Annotated in this window: 25 protein-coding genes; 10 read left to right on the forward strand and 15 right to left on the reverse strand. The window is 69.3% G+C overall.

Annotation, left to right across the window (positions count from 1 at the left end; all coding sequences use genetic code 11):
• Positions 1-35: 35 nt before the first annotated feature.
• Together EV278_RS22455 and EV278_RS22460 are read left to right on the forward strand one after the other, a co-directional pair.
• Positions 36-860: a helix-turn-helix transcriptional regulator gene (locus EV278_RS22455; RefSeq protein WP_132096237.1), complete on the forward strand. Its 825-nt coding sequence runs from the start codon at positions 36-38 to the stop codon at positions 858-860.
• 874 nt (positions 861-1,734) lie between these two features.
• Complete coding sequence (locus tag EV278_RS22460) at positions 1,735-1,977, forward strand: hypothetical protein (RefSeq protein ID WP_132096239.1); 243 nt, start codon at positions 1,735-1,737, stop codon at positions 1,975-1,977.
• Positions 1,978-2,004: 27 nt separating this feature from the next.
• On the opposite strand, the gene cysQ is transcribed toward EV278_RS22460, so the two are convergent.
• Together cysQ and EV278_RS22470 are read right to left on the reverse strand one after the other, a co-directional pair.
• Positions 2,005-2,793 (reverse strand): 3'(2'),5'-bisphosphate nucleotidase CysQ, encoded by a 789-nt coding sequence (gene cysQ / locus EV278_RS22465; protein ID WP_132096241.1) that lies wholly within the window; start codon positions 2,791-2,793, stop codon positions 2,005-2,007.
• On the reverse strand, positions 2,794-2,979 hold the full coding sequence (locus tag EV278_RS22470) for a DUF3553 domain-containing protein (RefSeq protein ID WP_035080297.1): 186 nt from the start codon (positions 2,977-2,979) through the stop codon (positions 2,794-2,796).
• An 80-nt stretch (positions 2,980-3,059) separates the two neighbouring features.
• Between EV278_RS22470 and chpT the strand changes: the two genes are divergently transcribed.
• The 3 genes from chpT (at position 3,060) to EV278_RS22485 (ending at position 5,007) form a co-directional block, all read left to right on the forward strand.
• Positions 3,060-3,737 carry a histidine phosphotransferase ChpT gene (gene chpT, locus EV278_RS22475; RefSeq protein WP_132096243.1) on the forward strand — a complete coding sequence of 226 codons (678 nt, stop codon included), beginning with the start codon at positions 3,060-3,062 and terminating at the stop codon, positions 3,735-3,737.
• A gap of 83 nt (positions 3,738-3,820) precedes the next feature.
• Positions 3,821-4,198 (forward strand): response regulator, encoded by a 378-nt coding sequence (locus EV278_RS22480; protein ID WP_165916747.1) that lies wholly within the window; start codon positions 3,821-3,823, stop codon positions 4,196-4,198.
• Positions 4,195-5,007, forward strand: a complete 813-nt coding sequence (locus tag EV278_RS22485) for a protein-glutamate O-methyltransferase CheR (RefSeq protein WP_132096245.1) — start codon at positions 4,195-4,197, stop codon at positions 5,005-5,007. The genes EV278_RS22480 and EV278_RS22485 overlap by 4 nt, the downstream gene beginning before the upstream one ends.
• Before the next feature lie 15 nt (positions 5,008-5,022).
• Here the strand turns inward: EV278_RS22485 and EV278_RS22490 are convergent, their stop codons facing one another.
• The 5 genes from EV278_RS22490 to EV278_RS22510 all read right to left on the reverse strand — a co-directional run bounded on the left by EV278_RS22490 (position 5,023) and on the right by EV278_RS22510 (position 9,046).
• Positions 5,023-6,078 (reverse strand): hypothetical protein, encoded by a 1,056-nt coding sequence (locus EV278_RS22490; RefSeq protein ID WP_132096247.1) that lies wholly within the window; start codon positions 6,076-6,078, stop codon positions 5,023-5,025.
• A gap of 260 nt (positions 6,079-6,338) precedes the next feature.
• On the reverse strand, positions 6,339-6,473 hold the full coding sequence (locus tag EV278_RS22495; protein WP_132096249.1) for an entericidin A/B family lipoprotein: 135 nt from the start codon (positions 6,471-6,473) through the stop codon (positions 6,339-6,341).
• A 70-nt stretch (positions 6,474-6,543) separates the two neighbouring features.
• The gene (locus EV278_RS22500; RefSeq protein WP_279389388.1) at positions 6,544-8,256 is read right to left on the reverse strand and encodes a sensor histidine kinase; all 1,713 of its coding nucleotides are present in this window, start codon (positions 8,254-8,256) and stop codon (positions 6,544-6,546) included.
• The gene (locus tag EV278_RS22505) at positions 8,253-8,858 is read right to left on the reverse strand and encodes a sigma-70 family RNA polymerase sigma factor (RefSeq protein WP_035080302.1); all 606 of its coding nucleotides are present in this window, start codon (positions 8,856-8,858) and stop codon (positions 8,253-8,255) included. The genes EV278_RS22500 and EV278_RS22505 overlap by 4 nt, the downstream gene beginning before the upstream one ends.
• 2 nt (positions 8,859-8,860) lie before the next feature.
• Complete coding sequence (locus tag EV278_RS22510) at positions 8,861-9,046, reverse strand: NepR family anti-sigma factor (RefSeq protein WP_028040104.1); 186 nt, start codon at positions 9,044-9,046, stop codon at positions 8,861-8,863.
• 245 nt (positions 9,047-9,291) lie between these two features.
• Here EV278_RS22510 and EV278_RS22515 point away from each other — a divergent pair, with 245 nt between their 5' ends.
• Positions 9,292-10,092, forward strand: a complete 801-nt coding sequence (locus tag EV278_RS22515; RefSeq protein WP_132096251.1) for a response regulator — start codon at positions 9,292-9,294, stop codon at positions 10,090-10,092.
• A 94-nt stretch (positions 10,093-10,186) separates the two neighbouring features.
• Here the strand turns inward: EV278_RS22515 and EV278_RS22520 are convergent, their stop codons facing one another.
• The 3 genes from EV278_RS22520 to EV278_RS22535 form a co-directional block, all read right to left on the reverse strand.
• The gene (locus tag EV278_RS22520) at positions 10,187-10,438 is read right to left on the reverse strand and encodes a hypothetical protein (RefSeq protein ID WP_056758011.1); all 252 of its coding nucleotides are present in this window, start codon (positions 10,436-10,438) and stop codon (positions 10,187-10,189) included.
• Positions 10,439-10,969: 531 nt separating this feature from the next.
• Positions 10,970-11,434, reverse strand: coding sequence for an OmpA family protein (locus EV278_RS22530; RefSeq protein WP_132096255.1), 465 nt, complete (start codon positions 11,432-11,434; stop codon positions 10,970-10,972).
• An 81-nt stretch (positions 11,435-11,515) separates the two neighbouring features.
• Positions 11,516-11,857, reverse strand: coding sequence for a glycine zipper domain-containing protein (locus tag EV278_RS22535; RefSeq protein ID WP_028040099.1), 342 nt, complete (start codon positions 11,855-11,857; stop codon positions 11,516-11,518).
• A 133-nt stretch (positions 11,858-11,990) separates the two neighbouring features.
• On the opposite strand from EV278_RS22535, the gene EV278_RS22540 reads away from it, so the two are divergent.
• Both EV278_RS22540 and EV278_RS22545 read left to right on the forward strand, forming a co-directional pair.
• The gene (locus tag EV278_RS22540; RefSeq protein WP_132096257.1) at positions 11,991-12,839 is read left to right on the forward strand and encodes a diacylglycerol kinase family protein; all 849 of its coding nucleotides are present in this window, start codon (positions 11,991-11,993) and stop codon (positions 12,837-12,839) included.
• Positions 12,836-13,687, forward strand: coding sequence for a metallophosphoesterase (locus tag EV278_RS22545; protein WP_132096259.1), 852 nt, complete (start codon positions 12,836-12,838; stop codon positions 13,685-13,687). Before EV278_RS22540 ends, EV278_RS22545 begins: the two co-directional genes overlap by 4 nt.
• Positions 13,688-13,803: 116 nt before the next feature.
• Here EV278_RS22545 and EV278_RS22550 read toward each other — a convergent pair whose 3' ends face one another.
• The 3 genes from EV278_RS22550 to EV278_RS22560 form a co-directional block, all read right to left on the reverse strand.
• On the reverse strand, positions 13,804-14,424 hold the full coding sequence (locus EV278_RS22550; RefSeq protein WP_347812837.1) for a superoxide dismutase: 621 nt from the start codon (positions 14,422-14,424) through the stop codon (positions 13,804-13,806).
• 103 nt (positions 14,425-14,527) lie between these two features.
• Positions 14,528-14,923: a hypothetical protein gene (locus EV278_RS22555; RefSeq protein ID WP_132096263.1), complete on the reverse strand. Its 396-nt coding sequence runs from the start codon at positions 14,921-14,923 to the stop codon at positions 14,528-14,530.
• Positions 14,920-15,306, reverse strand: a complete 387-nt coding sequence (locus EV278_RS22560) for a hypothetical protein (protein ID WP_132096265.1) — start codon at positions 15,304-15,306, stop codon at positions 14,920-14,922. Before EV278_RS22560 ends, EV278_RS22555 begins: the two co-directional genes overlap by 4 nt.
• Positions 15,307-15,504: 198 nt before the next feature.
• On the opposite strand from EV278_RS22560, the gene EV278_RS22565 reads away from it, so the two are divergent.
• A complete protein-coding gene (locus tag EV278_RS22565) occupies positions 15,505-17,421 on the forward strand; it encodes an HWE histidine kinase domain-containing protein (protein ID WP_132096267.1) in 1,917 nt (638 codons plus the stop codon).
• Positions 17,422-18,138: 717 nt separating this feature from the next.
• On the opposite strand, the gene EV278_RS22570 is transcribed toward EV278_RS22565, so the two are convergent.
• Together EV278_RS22570 and EV278_RS22575 are read right to left on the reverse strand one after the other, a co-directional pair.
• A complete protein-coding gene (locus EV278_RS22570; protein WP_132096269.1) occupies positions 18,139-18,549 on the reverse strand; it encodes a GFA family protein in 411 nt (136 codons plus the stop codon).
• Positions 18,549-19,745 carry a CaiB/BaiF CoA-transferase family protein gene (locus EV278_RS22575; protein WP_132096271.1) on the reverse strand — a complete coding sequence of 399 codons (1,197 nt, stop codon included), beginning with the start codon at positions 19,743-19,745 and terminating at the stop codon, positions 18,549-18,551. The genes EV278_RS22570 and EV278_RS22575 overlap by 1 nt, the downstream gene beginning before the upstream one ends.
• A 124-nt stretch (positions 19,746-19,869) precedes the next feature.
• On the opposite strand from EV278_RS22575, the gene EV278_RS22580 reads away from it, so the two are divergent.
• Positions 19,870-20,475 (forward strand): DUF4142 domain-containing protein, encoded by a 606-nt coding sequence (locus tag EV278_RS22580; protein ID WP_132096273.1) that lies wholly within the window; start codon positions 19,870-19,872, stop codon positions 20,473-20,475.
• The last annotated feature ends 3 nt before the right edge of the window (positions 20,476-20,478 follow it).

Consider the following 20,478-nt stretch of genomic DNA (forward strand, 5'->3'; position numbering starts at 1 on the left):
ATGGCGATCATGCCCGGCGCGGTTAGTGTCAGGTCATGAACACCATGACCTCGCCGCCGTCCCGCTCCGCGCCCGCCCTGGCCGACCACCCGCTCGGCGACCTGCTGCGCCAATGGCGAAGCGCGCGCCGGATGAGTCAGATGGACCTGGCGCTGGAGGCCGGAATCTCGACCCGCCACCTCAGCTATGTCGAGACCGGCAAGGCCCGACCCAGCCGCGAACTGGTCGCCCTGCTGGCCGGGGCGCTGGACATGCCCATGCGCGACCGCAACGCCCTGCTGGTCGTCGCCGGCTACGCGCCCGGCTATCGCGAGACCGCCCTGTCGGACCCGCAGATGGCCCTGGTGCGACGAGCCATCGAGTTCATCCTGGGCCAGCAGGAACCCTATCCCGCCTTCGTGGTGAACCGGCATTGGGACGTGCTGATGGCCAATCGGGGCCTGGTCCGGGTGTTCGACTGGCTGCGCGACGGGATCCGGCCGCACGGCAACATCATGCGTCAGGTCTTCGATCCGGCCGACATGAGGCCCTTCGTCGAGAACTGGGAGGAGGTGGCCGGCGACCTGATCCGTCACCTGCATCACGAAGCCGCCACCGACAAGGCGTCCCGCGCCCTGCTGGACGAGGTTCTGGCCTATCCGGACGTGCCGGCCCGCTGGGAGCAGCGCGAACTGGGCGCCACGCCCCTGCCCCTGATGACCGTCACCTTCCGCAAGGGCGACCGGCGCCTGACCTTCTTCTCGACCCTGACCACCTTCGGGACCTCGCGCGACATCACGCTGGAAGAGCTGCGGGTGGAATGCATGTTCCCCGCCGACGACGACACGGCGGCCTTCTGCAAGGCGCTGGCGGAGGGTTGAGCGCCCTCTGACGAGACTGGGGACGCGCACTCACGCCTCGGCGTTTGCCGGGTTGGCGTTGGGGTCAGGGTGAGTGCGTGTCCCCTGTGTCGTCCGCTGAGCTTGGGGTTCCCGGCTCCATGAGGCCGTGGACGAAGGAGGGGACACGCACTCACGTCAGGCCCAGTGGATCAGCCCGCGAAGACTGTGGCGTGAGTGCGCGTCCCCGGCGCGGGGATTGAGCGCCGTCCATCCCCGCGAACGACGGAGCGAAGTCCAGCAAATTCAACACCCTGAAGAAAAAGCAGCGTCACCGATCCTCGGTGCTCGAAACCCTCGCATACTGAAAGGGTCTCCATCACGGGGAGGGCTCTTGGTACCGGCCCAAGCAGGCGATGGGGATGGAACCGAGCGGGGCCGGCTGGGCCTGGCGGTCGGGTCGTTTCGGGAGGCGGGGCTCAGAAGGTCCCAAGGTCCGGGGCGGACGATGGCGGGACAATCGGGTCGACGGGGCCGGGAAGCAAAAACCGGCCCGTTCCAGGATCAGTCGGAGTCGCCGACGGCCCCTTCCGGGCGACTTTGATCCTGCCCGCCCGAGGGGGAACGTCGATCGGGATGAAACAGGCCCTCAGTTGCCGTCCCTTGAGAAGAACGGTTTCGCGGAGCGGTCAGGTCTAGCCGAAACGCACACACACTATTCACGGTCATCCGGGCTCGGCCCGGACCGCTCCGCGCCTCCCCACCCACTCAGCGGCTTTCCGCGTGAGGACGAGAGGTCGCGCCACGATTGGGGACAGGCGCATGCGCCTGTCCCAGCCGAGCCAAAGACCCCCTCAGTTGCTTCGTACAGCTCCCCTACGGGGGGATCGCCCCAAACCGACAGGAGAAACCCGTCATGCCCAAGTCCAAGCCGCCCCGTCGCCGCAAGATCCGCCGCGCCAATGACCTTCGCGTGCTGATGATCGAAAGCGCCCAGGCCGCCCTGGCCTTCAACGACGCCCTACTGGAAAAGATCGACGACTTGCTCAGCCGGACGCCCAAGGGGCCGAACAGGACCGCCTTGCTGACCTGGCGCGCGGAGATGAAGTCGCATCGGCCGGGCCTGCTGGAAAGCCGGGCCGACGCCATGAAGCCGTAGAGCTTGTCGCGCTCGGATAGACCGGCTTTAGGCGCCCCGCGCCACGAACCAGCCGTTGCGAAAGCCCTGGTCGGCCTTGCCATAGGTGAAGGCCTCACCCTCGGGCGTGGTGAACCGGCCGCCGGCGGCGACCAGGATGGCGTGGCCGGCGGCCGTGTCCCATTCCATGGTCGGCCCGTGGCGCGGATAGATGTCGGCCGCGCCCTCGGCGATGCGGACCAGCTTGATCGAGCTGTCCATCGGCGCGCGCAGCGTGAAGCCGTACTGGGCCGCCAGCTCGGCCGCCCGCTCTTCCTTCATCGTATGGCTGACCAGGGCCAGGGCCTGGCCCTCGGGCCACGCCCGCGCCTGGACCCGGATCTCGGCGCCGCCGGGCCCTTCCCGCTTGAGCACGCCTTCGGCGCTCGTGAACCAGACCTCGCCCGTCGCCGGGGCGCAGATGGCGCCGGCCACGGGAGCGCCGTTGTCGATCAGGCCGATATTGACCGTGAAGTTGGGATCGCCGCGCACGAAGGCCTTGGTGCCGTCCACCGGGTCGACCAGGAAGAAGCGCGGCCCGATGGCGTCGGGCGTGCCGAACTCGCAGGCATGCTCCTCGGAGATCGCCGGGATTTCGGGAAAGCGCTCGGCCAGCCGGGCCAGGATCAGGCGCTCGCCGGCCTTGTCGGCCTCGGTGACCGGGCTCTCGTCGGCCTTGCGGACCACGTCCAGCTCGGTGCGCCAGAACGGCAGGATGACCTCGGCGGCCGCCTCGACGATCGTCGCCAGGTCGCGGCCCCAAGACGCAAGATCTTCCGCCAGGTTCGCATGGGCCATTTAACTTCCTCGGGGGTCGTCGCCGACGAACAGCAGGGTGACGCGCGTCGCGTCGACCGTCTGCTTGCCGGCGTCTTCGAAATTGACGGTCACGCGATGGCCGATCACCGACTGCACCTGGCCCAGGCCCCAGTCGGGCTGGTCGGGATGGCGCACCAGGACGCCGGGCTCGAGAAACGGATCCATGACGCGCTCCTGATAGGCCGCCGTTCTTCGAGAAACCAGCCCCGTTTGCCAAAGTCCCAAATCACGCCAAAGATCGCGCCATGACCGACGCCGCCGCTCCCAAACCCGCCCCCGCCGCGCCCGAACTGGACGTAAACGGTCCCGACTTCGCCGCCCTGGTGGCCGCGCGCCTCTGTCACGACTTCATCAGTCCGGCCAGCGCCATCGTCTCGGGCCTGGACCTGCTGGAGGACCCTTCCGCCCAGGACATGCGCGAGGACGCCATGAGCCTGATCTCGTCCAGCGCCCGCAAGCTGGCCGATCTGCTTCAGTTCACCCGGGTGGCGTTCGGCGCGTCGGCCTCGGCCGAGAGCTTCGACTCCCGCGAGCTGGAGAAGCTGGCCCAGGGCGTGTTCGCCCATGTGCGCCCGACCCTGGACTGGGCGATCCCGCCCTCGACCATGAACAAGGCCACCGCCCGCGCCATCCTCAACATCGCCCAGATCGCCGCCAGCGCCTTGCCGGCCGGCGGCAAGGCGACGCTGCGGGCCGTGGTCGCCGACGAGCGGGTGGCGATCACCGCCGACGCCGCCGGCCCCCGCGCCCGTCTGCGGCCCGAGGTCCTGGCCGGCCTGAAGGGCGAGGCCCTGGCCGAGGGCCTGGGCGGCCCCTGGGTGCAGGCGACCTATCTGAGCGCCCTGGTCCGGGCCGCCGGCGGCCAGGTCGGGGTCGAGCTCGGCGAGGACAAGGTCACCCTGGCCGCCTGGGTCCCCGCCTGAGCCCTTCCGGGCATAAACCTTCGAAGATCGCGATCGCCGTCACCGGTCCTTAACACCCTCGGTCGCAAGCTGAGGGGATTGGAGTGGAGCGTGCCGTGAAGACCTGTCTCGTCGTCGACGACAGCCGGGTGATCCGCAAAGTCGCCCGGCGCGTCCTGGAAGACATAGGCTTCGAGATCGCCGAGGCCGCCGATGGCGTGGAAGCCCTGGCCTGGTGCCGGGCGGCGATGCCTGACGCCGTGCTCCTGGACTGGAACATGCCGGTGATGAACGGGATCGAGTTCCTGCGCCATCTGCGCCAGGAACCCGGCGGCCAGGGGCCGACCGTGGTCTTCTGCACCGTCGAGAACCGGATCGAGGCCATCCGCGAGGCGCTGGACGCCGGCGCGGACGAGTACATCATGAAGCCGTTCGACGGCGACATCATCGCGGCGAAGTTCGCCGAGGCGGGCCTGCTGTGACGCCCGAGGACATGGACCTGCTGGCCGCCCTGGCCCGCCAGCGCGCCGGTCTGCGGATCGAGAGCGACAAGGCCTATCTGGTCGAGAGCCGGCTCAATCCGCTGGCCCGCCGGGAGGGCTTCGAGTCGATCGAGGCGATGATCGCCGCCCTGCGCGCCCACCGCGAGGATCGGCTGATCTGGGCCGTGGTCGAGGCCCTGACCCTGAACGAAACGGCCTTTTTCCGTGATCGCGAGGTCTTCGCCCACCTGCGCGACGAACTGCTGCCCAGCCTGTCCAGGCTGGGCCGGGACCGTCCGATCCGGATCTGGAGCGCGGCCTGCTCGACCGGCCAGGAGGTCTATTCCCTGGCCATGACCGCCGCCGAGGGGCGCGACATCGCCCCCGCCGCCCGGTTCGAGTTCTTCGGCTCGGACCTGTCGGACCGCTGCCTGGAAAAGGCCCAGAGCGGCCTCTACACCCAGTTCGAGGTCCAACGCGGCCTGCCGATCCGGCTGCTGGTCAAGCATTTCGAGAACCAGGACGAGATGTGGGCGATCACCCCGCGGATCCGCCAGGCGGTGCGGTGGCGGCGGATCAACCTGCTGGCCGACCTGTCCTCGATGGGCAAGTTCGACGTCATCCTGCTGCGCAACGTTCTGCCAGGTCTGGACCCGGCGGTGCACGGCCGGGTGATCGAAAGCCTCGCCGCCCGCCTGGAAGACGACGGCGTGCTGCTGGTCGGCAGTGGAGAATCTCTGGAGGGCGTCACCAGCGCCGTGCAGGCGATCGCAGGGCCGTCGGGCCTGTTCACCCGCGCCGCGGCCTGAGCCCCCGAGCTCGACTCAAGCCTTGGCGACGCTCAGCCTCTTGCGGCGCCAGGCCGTCAGCATCTGCGTCCACGGCGTAACGGTCTCGCGCTCCGGCAAGGCCCTGACCAGCTTGCGATAGAGGGTCTGGACCGGCCCTGGCGCCGTCAGCGCCGCGGAAAGGTCCAGCGCCTCGATCATCGCCACGGCTTCCCTGCGGTAGTCGACCGGCAGCCTGCCGGCGTGCGGCGGAGGCGTGCGGCAGTCCGCGAAGTCCAGCTTCACCCCGGTCAGCACCTCGATCGCCGTGGCCATGGTGCGGGCGTATTCGGGATCGCCGCCCAGCCGATCGACATCGATCACCAGGTCGGCGCGCGGCAGGGCCGCCACATAGGACAGCACATAGACCGCCAGGAAGGCGGCGAACGACACCCGGGCCGGCGCCCGCTTCAGCCGCTTGCGCGCCGCGTGGATGCGGTCGGCCAGATCGCCCTGGCTGGCCGCCAGGCCCAGCCGGCGGGCTCCGGCCTCGCCGCCCGCCGCCTCGGACAGGATCACGTACTGGCAGAGTTCGAAATAGGTCGGCCGGGGCCGTTTGCGCAGCGAGTAGAACGATCGCCACTGCTGAACCGGATCGCGGATCAGAACGATGTGCGTGCCGCCGAACCGGCGCCGCAGCCAGCCGATCCGGCCCAGCGTCCGGCAGCAGGCCAGCACCGGCGTGCGATCCTCGCGCCGCGCCGCCGCGATCAGGGTCTCGACATAGGCGGCTTGGCCGGGGTCCTCCTGGTCGGCCGACAGGAAGTAGCCGTCCAGCGCCAGGCGCGTCTCGAAACCTTGGACGCCGCCGTCTGGTCGCAGCAGGCCAGCGAATTCGGACAGATAGGGCAGGCCCTCGTTCGGGTGGCGCAGGCCGCTGGTGGCGGGCCGCTCGCGCTCGATCCGCTCCGGCGTCAGCCTGGCCAGTTGTTCATGCCAGGGCTCGTAATAGGCCATCACCTCGGGGACGGCACGGAAGCGATGCCAGACATAGGTGCTCGAGCACCGCCAGCCGCTATGGACGAAGATCGGCGCGGAAGAAGGACGCGGCAATTGGAAATCAGACCCGTGGAACAGACGACCACAGGCTGAAGGACCAGCTTGGCTGGCGGATATCGGTTCAGGTCACGTTGAGGGAAGATTTGTAACCGGGGCGTCACAGCCACGATCGCGCGTCACCAAGCATGACCATAGATCGCAAAACCGACTTGAAGTTGCATCTCCGAAACGAAACCTTTGATGACCGTCGCCGCGAAAAAGCCCGCCGATCAGGGACCAGCGGGCTCGTTCAGCAGGCGTTTTTGGCCGAGGACCTACTTGGCGTCCTTGGCGGTGTCGCTGACGGCCTGACCGGCCGAAGAGACGTCCTTGCCGGCGCCTTCGACGGTGTTGCAGGCGGCGACGGTGAGACTGGCGGCCATCGCGGCCAGGATGATGAGCTTCCGCATGGGTTTTCTCCGGTGATCGCCCGAACTGGGCGTCCAAGGTGTTGCCCCAGTTGAACGTGGGGGTCCCCGGCTAGGTTCCGGTCACGGCGGGCTCCGCGGGCGGCGCCTCCGGGGTCGGGAACACCAGGCGCACCAGCAGGCCGCCCATCGGCGAGGCGTCGAACTGCAGCTTGCCGCGCAGCTGCCGAGCGAAAGCGGTCATCAGCGTCCGCCCCACCCCCTCGACCGGTCCCTTCGGCGCGCCGGGGCCGTCGTCGCCGATCGCCAGCTCCGCCTCCTCCCCGCGAACGAAGAATTCGACGGTCAGCGTGCCGCCGCGTTCGGCCAAGGCGTGCTTCTGGGCGTTGGTGATGGCCTCGACCGCAAACAGCGCCAGGGGCGCCAGGCGGTCGGGGTCGATGACCAGCGGGTCGGCATGGACCTCGGTGCGGATCGTCCCGCCGGTCGACATGTCGCCCGCCAGCAGCAGGGCCGTCAGCTCCTCCAGGAACGGCCGCAGGTCGACCCGCTTGAGGTCAGGGCCTTGGTAGAGCGCCCGGTAGATCTGGGCCAGGGCGGTGATCCGCTGTCGGGTGTCGTTCAAGGCGGTGCGGGCGGCGGGATCGGTCAGGGCGCGCTGCTGCATGTTCAGCAGGCTGGAGATGATCTGCAGGTTGTTCTTCACCCGGTGGTGGATCTCGCGCATCAGCGCGTCCTTCTCACCCAGGCTGTCGCGCAGCGAGGCGTCCCGGGCGACGATGCCGGCGGCCATGTCGTCGAGCGTGGCGGCCAGCTCGCGGATCTCGGGCGGCGCGCGCTCGGCCTGCAGAGGGCGCACGGTGAATCGGCCCCGGGCGTAGATCGCCGCGACCCGGCGCAGGTAGACGATCCAGCGGATCACCGCCTGCTCGGTGGCGTAGAGCACCGCCGCCAGCGCCAGGACGAAGGCCAGCAGCGGCGCCAGCAGGCGCAGCATCGGGTTCAGCCACGCCCACGACGCCAGGCCCGGCGCCTTGGCCGACAGAATGACGAACACCTCCCGCCCGACCAGGGGCGCGGCCGAGAAGTCTCGCGGACGGTCGTCGGCGTCGCGGCCCGACCACAGGGCCGAGCCGCTCCTGAGGGTCTGGTCCCGCCAGGCCGTGGACGGCGTTCCAAAGGCCCGCCGGTTGGTGGCGGCGAAGACGTGGCCTTCGGAATCGGCCAGGGCCACCTCCGCGCCGCCCGGCAGGTAGCGGTTGGCGGTCTCCGGCTGGATGGTCGACAGGGTGAGCACGGCGGCCATGGCCCCGTCGAAGCGGCCATCACGCTTTTCGGCCCGAACTGCGGTCAAGACGGCCGGCTCGTCGGCGTAGGTGACGCCGGGGATGCTGGCCACCACCATGTGCGACCCGGCGGCCAGGCGCTGGAACCACCGCCGATTGGCGCGCATGGCGTCGGGCGGCGTCGTGGCGGCGGCGCAGGACACCCGGCCGTAGGAGTCGAACCGGATCAGATTGGCGTAGCCGGGCAGGCGCTGCTTCACCGTGTCCAGGCGCTGGGTGCATTCCAGCCCCACCGATCCAGGGCCCAGGGTCTGGAGAAGGACGCCGGCCGCCTCGATGCGGGCGCGGGCGATCGCGGCGCTGCGGCCGGCCGCCAGTTCCAGGCTCTGGCGACGCGAATCGGCCTCCGCCTTGAACGCGAACACCGATTGCAGGACGCCGAGGATCAGAACGGGCAGCAAGGCGAGAAACAACGCACCGGCCAGCCGGACCCGGATGGATCCGACCGCTCCGGCTCCTCGCCTGAGGAGCGACTTCACCGCAGGGTGCTCAGTCTCTCCGCGTCGGCCAGGATGGCGTACATGGCGTCGCCGGCGGCGGCGCCGTCGCGGTCATAGGCGCCGGCCTCGAGAATCGCCTGCAGGGCCCGCCGCGCCCGGCTGACCCGGCTCTTCACCGTGCCCACCGCGCAGCCGCAGATCTCGGCGGCCTCTTCATAGGCGAAGCCGCCGGCCCCAACGAGAATCAGGGCTTCCCGCTGTTCCGGCGGCAGCATGGCCAGGCTGAGCCGCAGTTCGTCGAGCGCGACCGGCGCCTCCGGATCGTCGACCGCCACCAGGGTGCGTTCGGCCGCTTCCTGGTCGAGTTGGCTCTGGCGCCAGGACCGGCGCTTTTCGGAATAGAACTGGTTGCGCAGGATCATGAAGGTCCAGGCCTTCATGTTGGTGCCCAACTGGAAACTGGCGCGGGCGTCCCAAGCCTTCATCATGGCGTCCTGCGCCAGATCGTCCGCCGCGGTCGGGTCGCCGGTCAGCGTGCGGGCGAAGGCGCGAAGATGCGGAATCAACGTGACGAGCTCCTTCTTGAAGGTCTCGTCACGGGCCGGATCGAACGGTGACCGGCCGACTTGCGTTTCGCTCATGCTCAACGCTCTCCCGAAGGCGTTTCGGCCTTGCGCAGGATATCCAGAAATTCGTCGGGCACCGGCTCGTTCACCACCTCGTCGAACATCTGACGAAGCTTGACGCCGATGGCCTGCTGACGGAGCCGTGCTTCATCGAGCGCAGCCGCCCCTTTGCGGTGATCTTCCATGGGTACGTGTTCGATCATGTCCTCGACGCCGACAAGACGCGGCGCCCGCCCCCTTTGGCCGAATGAGTGTACGCCGGATGACAACGTCGGATTCCCTATGGGGTTCCACAAGCTTGAGCATATGATGGCAAAATTGTCGTCGCACCGGAAGCCGCCATGGAACCGGCGTCTGGGGGTTGCGTTTATGTTCGGATAGCCGAACGGCGTAGCTTTACCGCACCGCAGGCTTTTTTGTATCCGAAGACACTCACACGGGAGGGGTCATGAGTCTTCTTGCCCGGCTGGCGCCGCACTTGCCTTACGTTCGTCGCTATGCCCGCGCGCTGACCGGCGATCAGACGACTGGCGACCACTATGTTCGCGTCGCCCTCGAAGCCCTGGCCGCTGGCGAACGATCGCTGGACGTCAACCTGTCGCCCCGCGTCGCCCTGTATCGCGTATTCCACGCCATCTGGCTGTCCTCGGGCGCCCAGCTGGAGGCTCGGCGCGATGATGTTGCCAACGTGGCCGACGACGCTTCGCAGCGCTTGATGCGGATCGCGCCGCGGTCTCGGCAGGCGTTCCTGCTTACCGCCCTCGAAGGCTTCACCCCCACCGAAGCCTCGCAGATCCTGGATTGCGACTTCGCCGAGGTCGAGCGGCTGATCGCCGAAGCCCAGGCCGAGATCGACGCCGAACTGGCCACCGAGGTTCTGATCATCGAAGATGAACCGGTGATCGCGGCCGACATCGAAGCGCTCGTCAAGGAACTGGGTCACGACGTGATCGACATCGCCGCCACGCGTGGCGAGGCGGTCGACGCGGTGACCCGCCGCACGCCTGGCCTGGTGCTCGCCGACATTCAGCTTGCCGATGGCTCGTCGGGCATCGACGCCGTCAAGGACATCCTGGCCCGCCTGGACGTGCCGGTGATCTTCATCACCGCCTTCCCCGAGCGCCTGCTGACCGGCGAGCGCCCGGAGCCGACCTTCCTGATCACCAAGCCCTTCCAGCCAGAGACGGTGAAGGCGGCGATCGGCCAGGCGCTGTTCTTCCACCCTCGTCGGACGCAAAAGGCGGCCTGATCCCGCCCGAATACCGAACTCAGGTTTGAAACGACCAAGGCCCCGGTTTTCACCGGGGCCTTTTTCTTGAACGCATCGTAGCCGTGTCGTCAGGCTAGCTGGAGGGCGTTTGCTTCACTGGCGCCTGGCCGGTGGAATAGTGCTCGGCTTCCTGGGTGGTGGTCGCGCCCCGCGTGTGCTCGACCCGCGCGATATCGCCCGAGCGCAGCCCCCAGGCCCCGAACAGCGCCGCGGCGGCCAGCACGGTCGAGATGACCAGCACCCAGAAGACATGCTTGCCCCAGCGGCCTTGGCGAGCGCGGGTCGCATTGACGGCGGGATGAGGGTGTTCGAGGTCGGCGGGCATCTCAAGGCCTCCTTATCGGGCGGCGGAATAGGCTCCCGCACCGGGCTTCGCCGAGCCGCTGGGAGCAAGGGTGTCATTGAAGTGCTGGAGAACGCTCGCTGACGCCGCTATGGCGACGATTACCGCCAAGGCCATCATCCGGTTGCGCTGGACCCTCCGTCGACGCGTTCGCGCGCTGTCGCAGATTGGTCCATCATGCTCGGCTTGATAGGTGCGGATCACGAACATTGCTCCCCTATGCGAGGCCACGCGGCCTTCGGGAAATCAACGTGTCGTTCTCTGCGACGTTCCCTTCGGCCTTTTCGGGTCGGGGCTCCGCGCCGCGGAAATAATCTCGGTATGAGCGAAAAAAGTTTCGTGCGACGGGAACCGCCCCTGGGGCGCGGCGTTTTTGGATTGCGGAGGCGGCGACGCCCCCCCGACTTGAGGCTGGTGAAAGCCAGCCTGCTGCCTCCGCACCCTATCCTTGAAGGCCTTTCGGCGGACCCGTTCGGATCCGCCTTTTTCATGCGCGATTCCTGGAAATTGCGACTAGCGCAGCTTTCCGTCCAGATCGAAACGGATATCGGCTTGCCGCCGCAGGGGCCGGTTCTCGCCGTCGTTGGTCATGGCCCCGGCGTCGCCCGCCGCGCCGACGTCGAAAGCCACGTTGCTGTAGCCCATCTTGCCCAGGGCCCGCGTCACCGCCTCCGCACGTTGCTTGGACAGCGCCAGGTTGGCGTCGGGGGCGCCGACCGCGTCGGCCAGGCCGACGACCCGCACCGAAGCGACCTTGCAACCCGTGGCCAGGGCGTCAGCCCCCTTCAGCACCGAGCGCGCCTCGTTGGTCAATTGGGCCGAGCGGCTCTCGAAATAGATCTGAACCGAGAAATCCTCGCAGCTCGGAGCCATCTGTACGATCTGGGACCGCGACTTCGGTCCCGGATGGCTCACGCATCCCGCCACCAGGCCGCCCAGAGCCGCAGCCCCGATCATCGCCAGTCCGATCTTCTTCATCTTGCCCTCTCTGACGCCACGGCGCGCAAAAGGCCGCCGACGCGCGCCGGCCGCCTTTACGAGGGTTCGGCCTGGCCCGACTTAACGGGGGCTGCCGTCTTCCCAGTAGTAACGACCGCTACGCGAGTCGTAGTAATAATACCGTCCGGCGCGCTCGTCATAGTACTGGCGGCGATTGACGTTGGTGGCGCCGCACCCGCCGTCCTCGCGGCAACCCTTCACGGCGCCGACCGTGCCGCCCAGGGCCGCGCCGACCGCGGCGCCGGTGGTGGCGCTGCCGCCGCCGACATTGTTGCCGACGATCGCGCCCGCCAAGGCGCCCAGGGCCGCGCCGCCGGCCGCGTTGCGTTCGGTGTTGCCCGTGGCGGTGCAAGCGCTGGCCAGCACGCCGACGCCCAAGAGGGCGATCAAGGTCTTGTTCATCGTGGCTCTCCGTTCGAGCTTGTCCCTGCACGCAAACGAGCCGCGCCCGCCAACGGTTCCGGGAACCCAAGCCAAGCGCCGCCGTTTGAGGTCTCGAACCTTCCTTGCGCGTCCGCGCTCCCTGGAATTTTGCATGCGTGTGGAAGTCGTCACCAACGTCGCTTCCGGTTCGGTGGGTCGGGAGGCTCCGGCCCAGGCCGAGGCCATCCTGGCGGAGCATGGGGTCACGGGACGGGTCCACGCCCCTGGCGAGGGCGAGCTGGCCGACTGCCTGCGCGACGCCCTGGACTCGCGGCCCGACGCCCTGCTGGTGGTAGCCGGCGACGGCACGGCGCGAACGGCCGCCGAGATGGCCGGGCCAGATGGTCCGCTGATCGCGCCCCTGCCCGGCGGCACCATGAACATGCTGCCCCACGCGCTGTACGGCGCCATTCCCTGGCCCGAGGCCATGGTCAACTGCCTGAGGGGCGGCCAGGCGCGGATGATCTCCGGCGGCGAGATCAATGGCCGGCTGTTCTTCGTCGCCGCCATCCTCGGCAGCCCCGCCCTGTGGGCCGAGGCCCGGGAGGCGGCGCGGGCGGGCCGAGCCGACCTGGCGCTGCTGCGCGCCCGTCGCGCCCTCCGCCGCGCTTTCTCCAGTCGGCTGCGCTACGTGCTGGACGGCCGCCCCAAGGGCAAGACCGAGGCCCTGAGCCTGCTCTGCCCGCTGGTTTCAGCCGACCTGGCCGCCGACGAGCAGGCCCTGGAGGCCGCCGCCCTGGATCCCGCCGGCGCGCTCGACATCTTCCGCCTGGGCGTCAACACCGTGACCGGCAACTGGCGCAACGACCCGTCCGTGATCGTTGGCCGCTGCCGGATCGGCAAGGTCTGGGCCGGCGGCCGGATCCCCGCCATTCTCGACGGCGAACCGGTGCGGCTGGACGACGCCGTCAATGTTCGTTTTCGCCCCAAGGCCTTCCGCGCCCTGGTTCCCGCCTCATGACGCCGCTCAAGCTGGTCCAGGTGTCCGACATCCATTTCGGCGGCGAGCACAAGGCGGCCGTCGAGGCGGCGGTCGAGCGCATCCACGCCGAACAGCCCGACCTGGTGATCGCGGCCGGCGACCTGACCAAGGACGGCAAGGTCGAGGAGTTCGACGCCGCCCAGGCCTGGCTGGACCGCCTGCCCGGCCCCCGGCTGGTGACGCCGGGCAACCACGACACGCCGTTCGCGGGCCCTCGCGAGATCCTGACCCGGCTGATCGCCCCCTGGCGGCGCTACGAGCGCCGGTTCGGTGAGCGGATGAACAGCGACTGGGATGACCCGCGCGCCACCGTCGTCACCCTCAACTCGGCCCGCGCCTTCCAGCTGCGGGCCAACTGGTCCAAGGGCGCGGTGTCGCGCCGCCAGGTCCGCGAGGTCTGCGCCGATCTTCGGGGCGCCGCCCCGGGGGCCCTGAAGATCGTGGTCTGCCACCATCCGCTGATCGAGATGCTCGGCGGCCCCATGACCGCCCGGGTGCGCGGCGGCACGGCGGCCGCCCAGGCCTTTTCCCACGCCGGGGTGGACCTGGTCCTGACCGGCCACATCCATGCGCCGTTCGTGCATCCCTATCCGTTCGCGGACGGCTGCACCCAGGCGGTGGGCTCGGGGACGCTGTCGGTGCGCGAGCGCGGCGTGCCGCCCAGCTTCAACCTGATCGAGGTCGACGACGTCGATATCCGCATCACGGCCCTGGCCTTCGAGCGCACCCGGTTCACGACCTTCCGGACCTGGTCGGTTCCGCGGCGCTGCGTTCCCAAGGGCCCGAACGAAAACGGCGCGACCGAGGTCGCGCCGCTCCGGGTCTAGAGCAAATCGCGCGATATAGGAATCGCACGACTTGCTCTAGATTTTTGTTTTCGCATCGCTTTTGTGGAAAACCGGCGTCCACTTTTCCGCGCGATGCTCTAGCCAGTCGAGGCCGATCAAGCTGGTTCGGGATAGGTCCAGGCCGCGCCCTGGCCCTTGGCCGCGGCGAACTGGGCGTCGGCGAACGCCCAGTTGGGCAGGACGTCGAACCAGGCTTCCAGGAAGCCCTTCCGGTTGTTCTGGTGGTCCAGGTAATAGGCGTGTTCCCACAGGTCGCAGACCAGCAGCGGGGTGACGCCCGGCTTGGTCAGGGTGTCGTCGGCGTCGTGGGTCGAGAGCACCACCAGCTTGCCGTCCTGCACGGCCAGCCACACCCAGCCCGAGCCAAAGTGGCCGACGCCCTCGGCGACGAACTTTTCCTTCAGCCCGGCCAGGTCGCCGAACGCCTCGTTGATGGCGGCGGTCAGCTCGGCCGACGGGGCGGCCTTGTCAGCGCTCATGCAGTCCCAGAAGAAGGCGTGGTTCCAGGCCTGGGCGGCGTTGTTGAACACCTTGCCGGGGCCCGCCTCGCGGATCACCGCTTCCAGCGGACGCTTGTCGCCTTCCGGCAGCAAGCCGTTCAGCGCGTTCACATAGGCCGCGTGGTGCTTGTCATGGTGGAAATGAAGCGTATTGGCCGAGATGGTCGGCTCCAGGGCTTCATAGGCATAGGGGAGGTCGGGCAGCTTGAACATGATCGCTCCAGGGCAAAACGCCCCCGGAAGATGGGCGGGGAGGCCCAGAAAACCAGGGGCGGGAAAGGCTGTCTTGTCGAATTGTCGCTAGAACGGGCAAGCGCCTCTAGCGCGGCGGCGGTTTCTGCGAGTCCAGCAGCGCCTTGGCGACGATCGCGGCCAGGGCTGGGTTGCGGAAGGCGATGATTCCGGCCGCCAGACCGGCGCCGACCGTCAGGATCGGCCGATCCTTGACCATCTCGATGGCCTTCTCGGCGAAGGCGAAGGCGTCCGGCGCGGGAGCCGGCCGGGCCCTTTCCTCGGCCTTGAGCGCGGCCAGCAACCCGGCGAGACCGACGATGGCGGCGGCGACCGCAGCGACCACCGCCGCCGCGCCGGCGGCGCCGAGATGGGGCTGCAGCACCGCGAACAGCGCGAAGGCGGCGGCGAACACGCTCACGGCAGCGGCCGCGGCGATCGCCGCGGCCGCTGCCAGGGTCGTCAGGGTCTTGCCGAAGATCACTTGTCGCGGCCGCCGCGATTCCCGGCCAGCAGCAGGCCCAGCAGGACGCCGACTCCGAGGCCGGCCAGGGTGGCGGTGATCGGCCGCTCGCGAACCCGCTCGCTGACATAGCGGCTGGCCTCGTCGACCGACTGGCCGGCGGTGTCGGTATAGGTGCGGGTCTGGGCGCGCAGGGTTTCGAGGCCCTGGGTCAGGGAGGCTTCGATGCGCTTGGCGGCGTCGGCCAGGTTGGCCTTGGCCGCGGCGGCGGCCTCGCTGAAGTTGCCGCGGGCGGCGCTGGCCGCCTCGCCGAAGCTGCGCTCGGCATGGTCAAGAGCCGCGCCGGCGTTCGACGAGGCCTTGTTGGCTTCCTTCAGGGCGGGATTGAGGGCGGTATCGGGCATGATGATCTCCGGTTCGCGGCTCGACTGTACGGGGGGCGGGCAGCTGCAAAGCTGCGCCCGCACAACGCGAAGCCGAGGCGACGAGTTCCATTGTAGCCTCAAGGTTTGAGCTTCACCACAGGGGATCTTCTGCCTGGATCGCGGAGCGTCGCCTTTATCGATCTCGCGCGTCAGGCGAACCCGGTCTATGGTCGAATCATGGACGATGCGGGCGCAACGCTGGCGGAGGATCACGAGGCGCGACGGCTGCGCGCCCTCGACGCCCTTCACGCCTTTGGCGGCGATCCGGCCGACCCCCGGTTCGACCGTATCGTGCGCCTGGCCTCGCGGCTGTTCGGCGCCCCCCGCGCGGCGATCCGCCTGGTCGGCAAGGACAGCGTCTGGCTGAAGGCCAAGGTCGGTTTCGACCATCTCGAGGAGCCACGCCCCGCCGGCCTGGCCGAGCGGATGACCGAGAACGGCGTGGTCGCCCATCCCGATCTCGCCGCCGACCCCGATCCGGCCCTGCGTCCCTGGTGCGCCGACAGCCGCTTTTTCGCCTGCGCGCCCCTGAAAACCGCCGCGGGCGAGATCGTCGGCCTGCTGACCGTCGAGGACCCGGCGCCCCGGGAGGCCGTCGACCCCGGCCTGGCCGACGCCCTGGCCGACCTGGCCGCCCTGGCGATGGAAGAGCTGCTGCACGACGCCGAGACCGCCCGCAACGCCGCCGAGCGGGCGCTGGACAGCGAGCGGATCGCCCTGGCCCTGCACGCCGCCAACCTGGGCGAATTCGTCTGGGACATGGCCACCGACACCGTGCGGGTCAGCGCCCGGATGGCGTCGATCACCGAGGTTCCCGAGGGCGTGGCGCCGGCCGAGCGCGGCGAGGCGCTGTACGGCTTCATCCATCCCGACGACCGCGAGATGGTCCGCGCCGAGGTCGAGGCCCAGCTGAAGGCCCAGGGCCGCTACGAAGTCGAGTTCCGCCGCGTGTCGTCCGATCCCCACCGGGTGGTCTGGAACAGGGTGGCCGGGCTGCTGGTCCGCGACGCCGACGACAGGCCGCTGCGGCTGATCGGCGTGGTCCAGGACGTCACCGCCCGCAAGGACGCCGACGACCAGCGCGAAAACCTGCTGACCGAGCTGGATCACCGGATCAAGAACATCCTGGCCGCCGTGCAGTCGGTGGCCGGCCAGTCGGCCCGCAAGGCCTCGTCGCTGGACGGCTTCCTCAAGGCGTTCAACGGCCGGCTGAAGGCGATGAGTTCGGCCCACGACCTGCTCAGCGCCGCCCGCTGGCGCGGCGCCACCCTGGCGAGGATCGCGGCGGCCGAGCTGGGCGGGCTGGCTCCGAACCAGACGCGCTGGGACGGGCCGGAGCTGTTCCTGACGCCTCGGGCGGCGGCGGCCCTGTCGCTGACCCTGCACGAACTGGCGGTCAACGCCGTCAAGTACGGGTCGTTGTCGGTCGAGAGCGGCCGGGTCGAGGTGGTCTGGCGGGTGGCGCCCGGCGGCGGCTTCAATCTGGAATGGCTGGAGACCGGCGGGCCGATGACCTCGCCGCCCGAGGTGCGCGGCTTCGGCATGACCCTGATCGAGGACGTGGTCGGCCGCGAACTGGGTGGGCGGGCCACGGTCGAGTACAAGCGCAGCGGCGTGACGGCGATGATCCACGCCGCCCCCGACGCCCTGATCGACGAGCCCGAGCCCGACGAGCCGGCCGCCGCGCCGGACCAGCGCATCGTCGAGACGGTGGGCGGCGGCGACGACAGCTTCCGGGCCGGCGACATCGCGGGTCTCAAGGTGCTGATCGTCGAGGACTCGCTGCTGCTGGCCATGGAGCTGGAGGCGGGGCTGGAGGATTCCGGCGTCCAGGTGGTGGGCTGCGCGGCCGAGCTGCCCGAGGCGCTGTCGATGCTTGAGCTGACGTTCGACGCCGCGGTGCTGGACGCCGACCTCAACGGCCAGTCGGTGGCCCCGGTCGCCGAGGTGCTGCGCCGCGAGGGCCGGCCGTTCGTGTTCGCCACCGGCTATGCCGACAAGGCCGCCCCGATGGGCTTCGACGCCCCGATCGTCAGAAAACCCTACAACGTCCACCAGATCGCCCGGGCCCTGGCCTCGGTGACCGGGCGGTAGGGGGCGGACCTTGAGGCCCCGCCCCTCCCCCGTGGGGGAGGCGATCGCGCAGCGATTGGTGGGGGGCGTTTTGGGATCGTTGATCGTAGGTCCGGCCATCTGCCGACCACTCCCCCCTCCGTCGCCCTTTGGGCGACACCTCCCCCACGGGTGTATGGACGGGGGAGGATCTTGATGGCGCGATTTCGCTCTCTCACGCGATCACTCGCTGAGTGGATGGAAAGGGTCGCGGAGCGCCCGGACATCGTCCGGAGTTGTTTGAACAAGTTACCGTTTCGACGAGACCAGGACGCCCCGCGCGACCGTTATCCGCAAGGCCGGGGCGCGCGGGCCTTTTCCGCCCTTCACCCCACCCGGTTGGTTCCTGCTGGATCTGTGCACCGCATGAAACAGAGGCGGGAGTGAGCCAGACGAGGACCGGAGCGAACCCCGCGACGGGCGGAACCTTCCCAGCATGAAGATCCCGATGGGCGAGCTTACGTCCCTCGCCCTCTGTTTAAGCTCCTCGGCGCTTACGCACCGACGAGCCCCGCTCGATCGCCCCTCGCCGCCGCATCGGTCGCTGGCCATGCGCCCTTTCCCTGCGACGAGGTGAGAGCAGGATAAGGGGGGTTCGGGAGGGTGAGGATCGATTGGGGTCGAGATTTTTTAAAGCGTTGGAATCGCTGGGGTTTGTGATGGATGGCCTGAGGATAAGTCCCCGCCGGGGACTCGCGCCTACTCCGGCAACCCCTCGAACACCTCAAGCCCTTCGGGAATCATCGCCCAGTCGGGGCGGCCCTGGACGAAGATCGCCATGGTGGGGCGAAACAGCGACGGGTCGTCCAGCGAGCCGGCGTAGATGGTGTGCGACTCGGTCTCGCCCACCGGCCCGCCGAACACCAGGCTGGCGCAGGTCGGGCAGCTGTTGCGCACCGCGTCGGTCCCCCGCGCCGAGACGCAAGTGAAGGTTCGGCTGGGGGCGCTGAAGGTCAGGTCCGCGGCGGCGAAGGCCATGAACGGAATGAAGCCCGAGCCCGAGGCCTTGCGGCAGTCGGCGCAGTAGCAGTGGCCCATGTACAGCGGCTGGCCGCGGGCCTCGTAGCGCAAGGCGCCGCACAGGCAGCCGCCGGTATAGAGCGCGTCCATCACACCACCCCCTTGGCCCGCAGGCCCGCGATCGCCTCGGCCGACAGGCCGGCCACGGCGCCCAGCACCGCGTCGGTATGCTCGCCCAGGGCCGGCCCGGGCCAGCGGACCCCGCCGGGGGTGTCGGACAGCCGGGGAAAGGCGTTCTGCATCTTCACCGCGCCGAACACCGGGTGGGCGACCTCGACGATCGACTGGCGGGCGGCGAACTGCGGGTCCTTCAGCATGTCCGGCGCGCGATAGACCCGGCCGACGGCCAGGCCGGCTTCCTCCAGCAGCGGCAGCAGGGTCTCGATGTCGTGCTCGACAGTCCAGCCGGCGATAGTGGCGTCCAGCTGCAGCTGGTTGACCCCGCGCGCCGCGTGGTCGCGATAGCGCTCGTCCGTCGCCAGCTCGGGCCGGCCCATGGCCTCGCACAGGCGCTTGAACAGGGTGTCCTGGTTGGCGCCGATCAGGATCAGCTCGCCGCTGCGCGTGGGGTAGACGTTCGACGGGGCGATGCCGGGCAGCACCGCCCCCGAACGCTCGCGGACATAGCCGGTCAGGTCGTATTCGGTGATCAGGTTCTCCATCACCGTCAGCACGCTTTCGTAGATCGCCGCGTCGACCACCTGGCCCTTGCCGGTGCGCTGGCGGGCGTGCAGGGCCATCATCACCCCCAGGGCGGCGTTCAGCCCGGCCAGGCTGTCGCCGATCGAGATCCCGGCCCGGGCCGGCGGCCGGTCGGCCTCGCCGGTGATGTGGCGCAGGCCGCCCATGGCCTCGCCGATCAAGGCGTAGCCGGCCCGGTGCGCATAGGGGCCGGTCTGGCCAAAGCCCGAGACCCTGGCCATCACCAGGCCCGGATTGGTGCGGGCCAGGTCCTCATAGCCCATGCCCCACTTCTCCAGCGTGCCGGGCCGGAAGTTCTCGACCACGACGTCGGCCTTGGCGATCAGGGCGCGGGCGACCTCGCGGCCTTCCGGCGCGCGCAGGTCCAGGGTCACTGAGGTCTTGTTGCGGCCGATCACCGGCCACCAGGGCGAGTGACCCTTGGGCTTGGTACGGCCCCATTGGCGCATGGGATCGCCGGCCTTGGGATCCTCCAGCTTGATCACCTCGGCCCCGAAGTCGCCCAGCACCTGGCCGCAGAACGGGCCGGCGATCAGCGAACCCATTTCGATGACCCGCAGGCCGGTCAGCGGCGCTTCAGCCATGCGTCTTGTTCTCCCCACGATCACGGAACCGATCACGGCCCCGTGAAGTTGATTAGGCCTCCGAGGCGCGGCGCGGCGCCGGGGACGATCAACGTTCTAGAAAAACGCGCAGGGAAAGAAAGCCATGACCCGTAAGCTTCTCATCGTGGGCGCCGCCATCGCCGCCCTCAGCGTCGCCGCCTGCGGCCAGAAGACCGACGAGACCAAGGGCGCCGCCACCCCGGCCGAGCAGGCCGCCACCCCGGACGCCAACCCGTCGGCCACCGTCCCGACCCCGTCCGACGAGACCAAGGCCGCCACCTTCGTCGAGAAGGCCGCCGCCAGCGACCTGTTCGAGATCGAGGCCGCCAAGCTGGCCGCCAAGCGCTCGACCAACGCCGAGGTCAAGGCCTTCGCCGCCAAGATGGAAAAGGCCCACGCCAAGACCACCGAGGACCTGAAGGCCGCGATCGCCGCCTCGGGCGCGGCCCTGACCCCGCCCACGGCCCTGCCGGAAGACCTGCAAGGCAAGCTGGACGACCTGACCAAGGCCGACGACAAGGACTTCGACAAGAAGTACGCCGACAGCCAGGTGGACGCCCACCAGGCGGCCCTGAACCTGCTGCAGCGCTACGCCCAGGACGGCGACACCGCCGCCATCAAGGCCTTCGCCGCCGCCACGGCCCCGGCCGTGCAGGAACATCTCAACATGGCCGAAGGCCTGAAGAAGGGCTTCGACAAGGCCGACTAGACG

The sequence above is a fragment of the Caulobacter sp. BK020 genome, from assembly GCF_004342605.1.
In the GTDB taxonomy this organism is placed as follows: Bacteria; Pseudomonadota; Alphaproteobacteria; order Caulobacterales; family Caulobacteraceae; genus Caulobacter.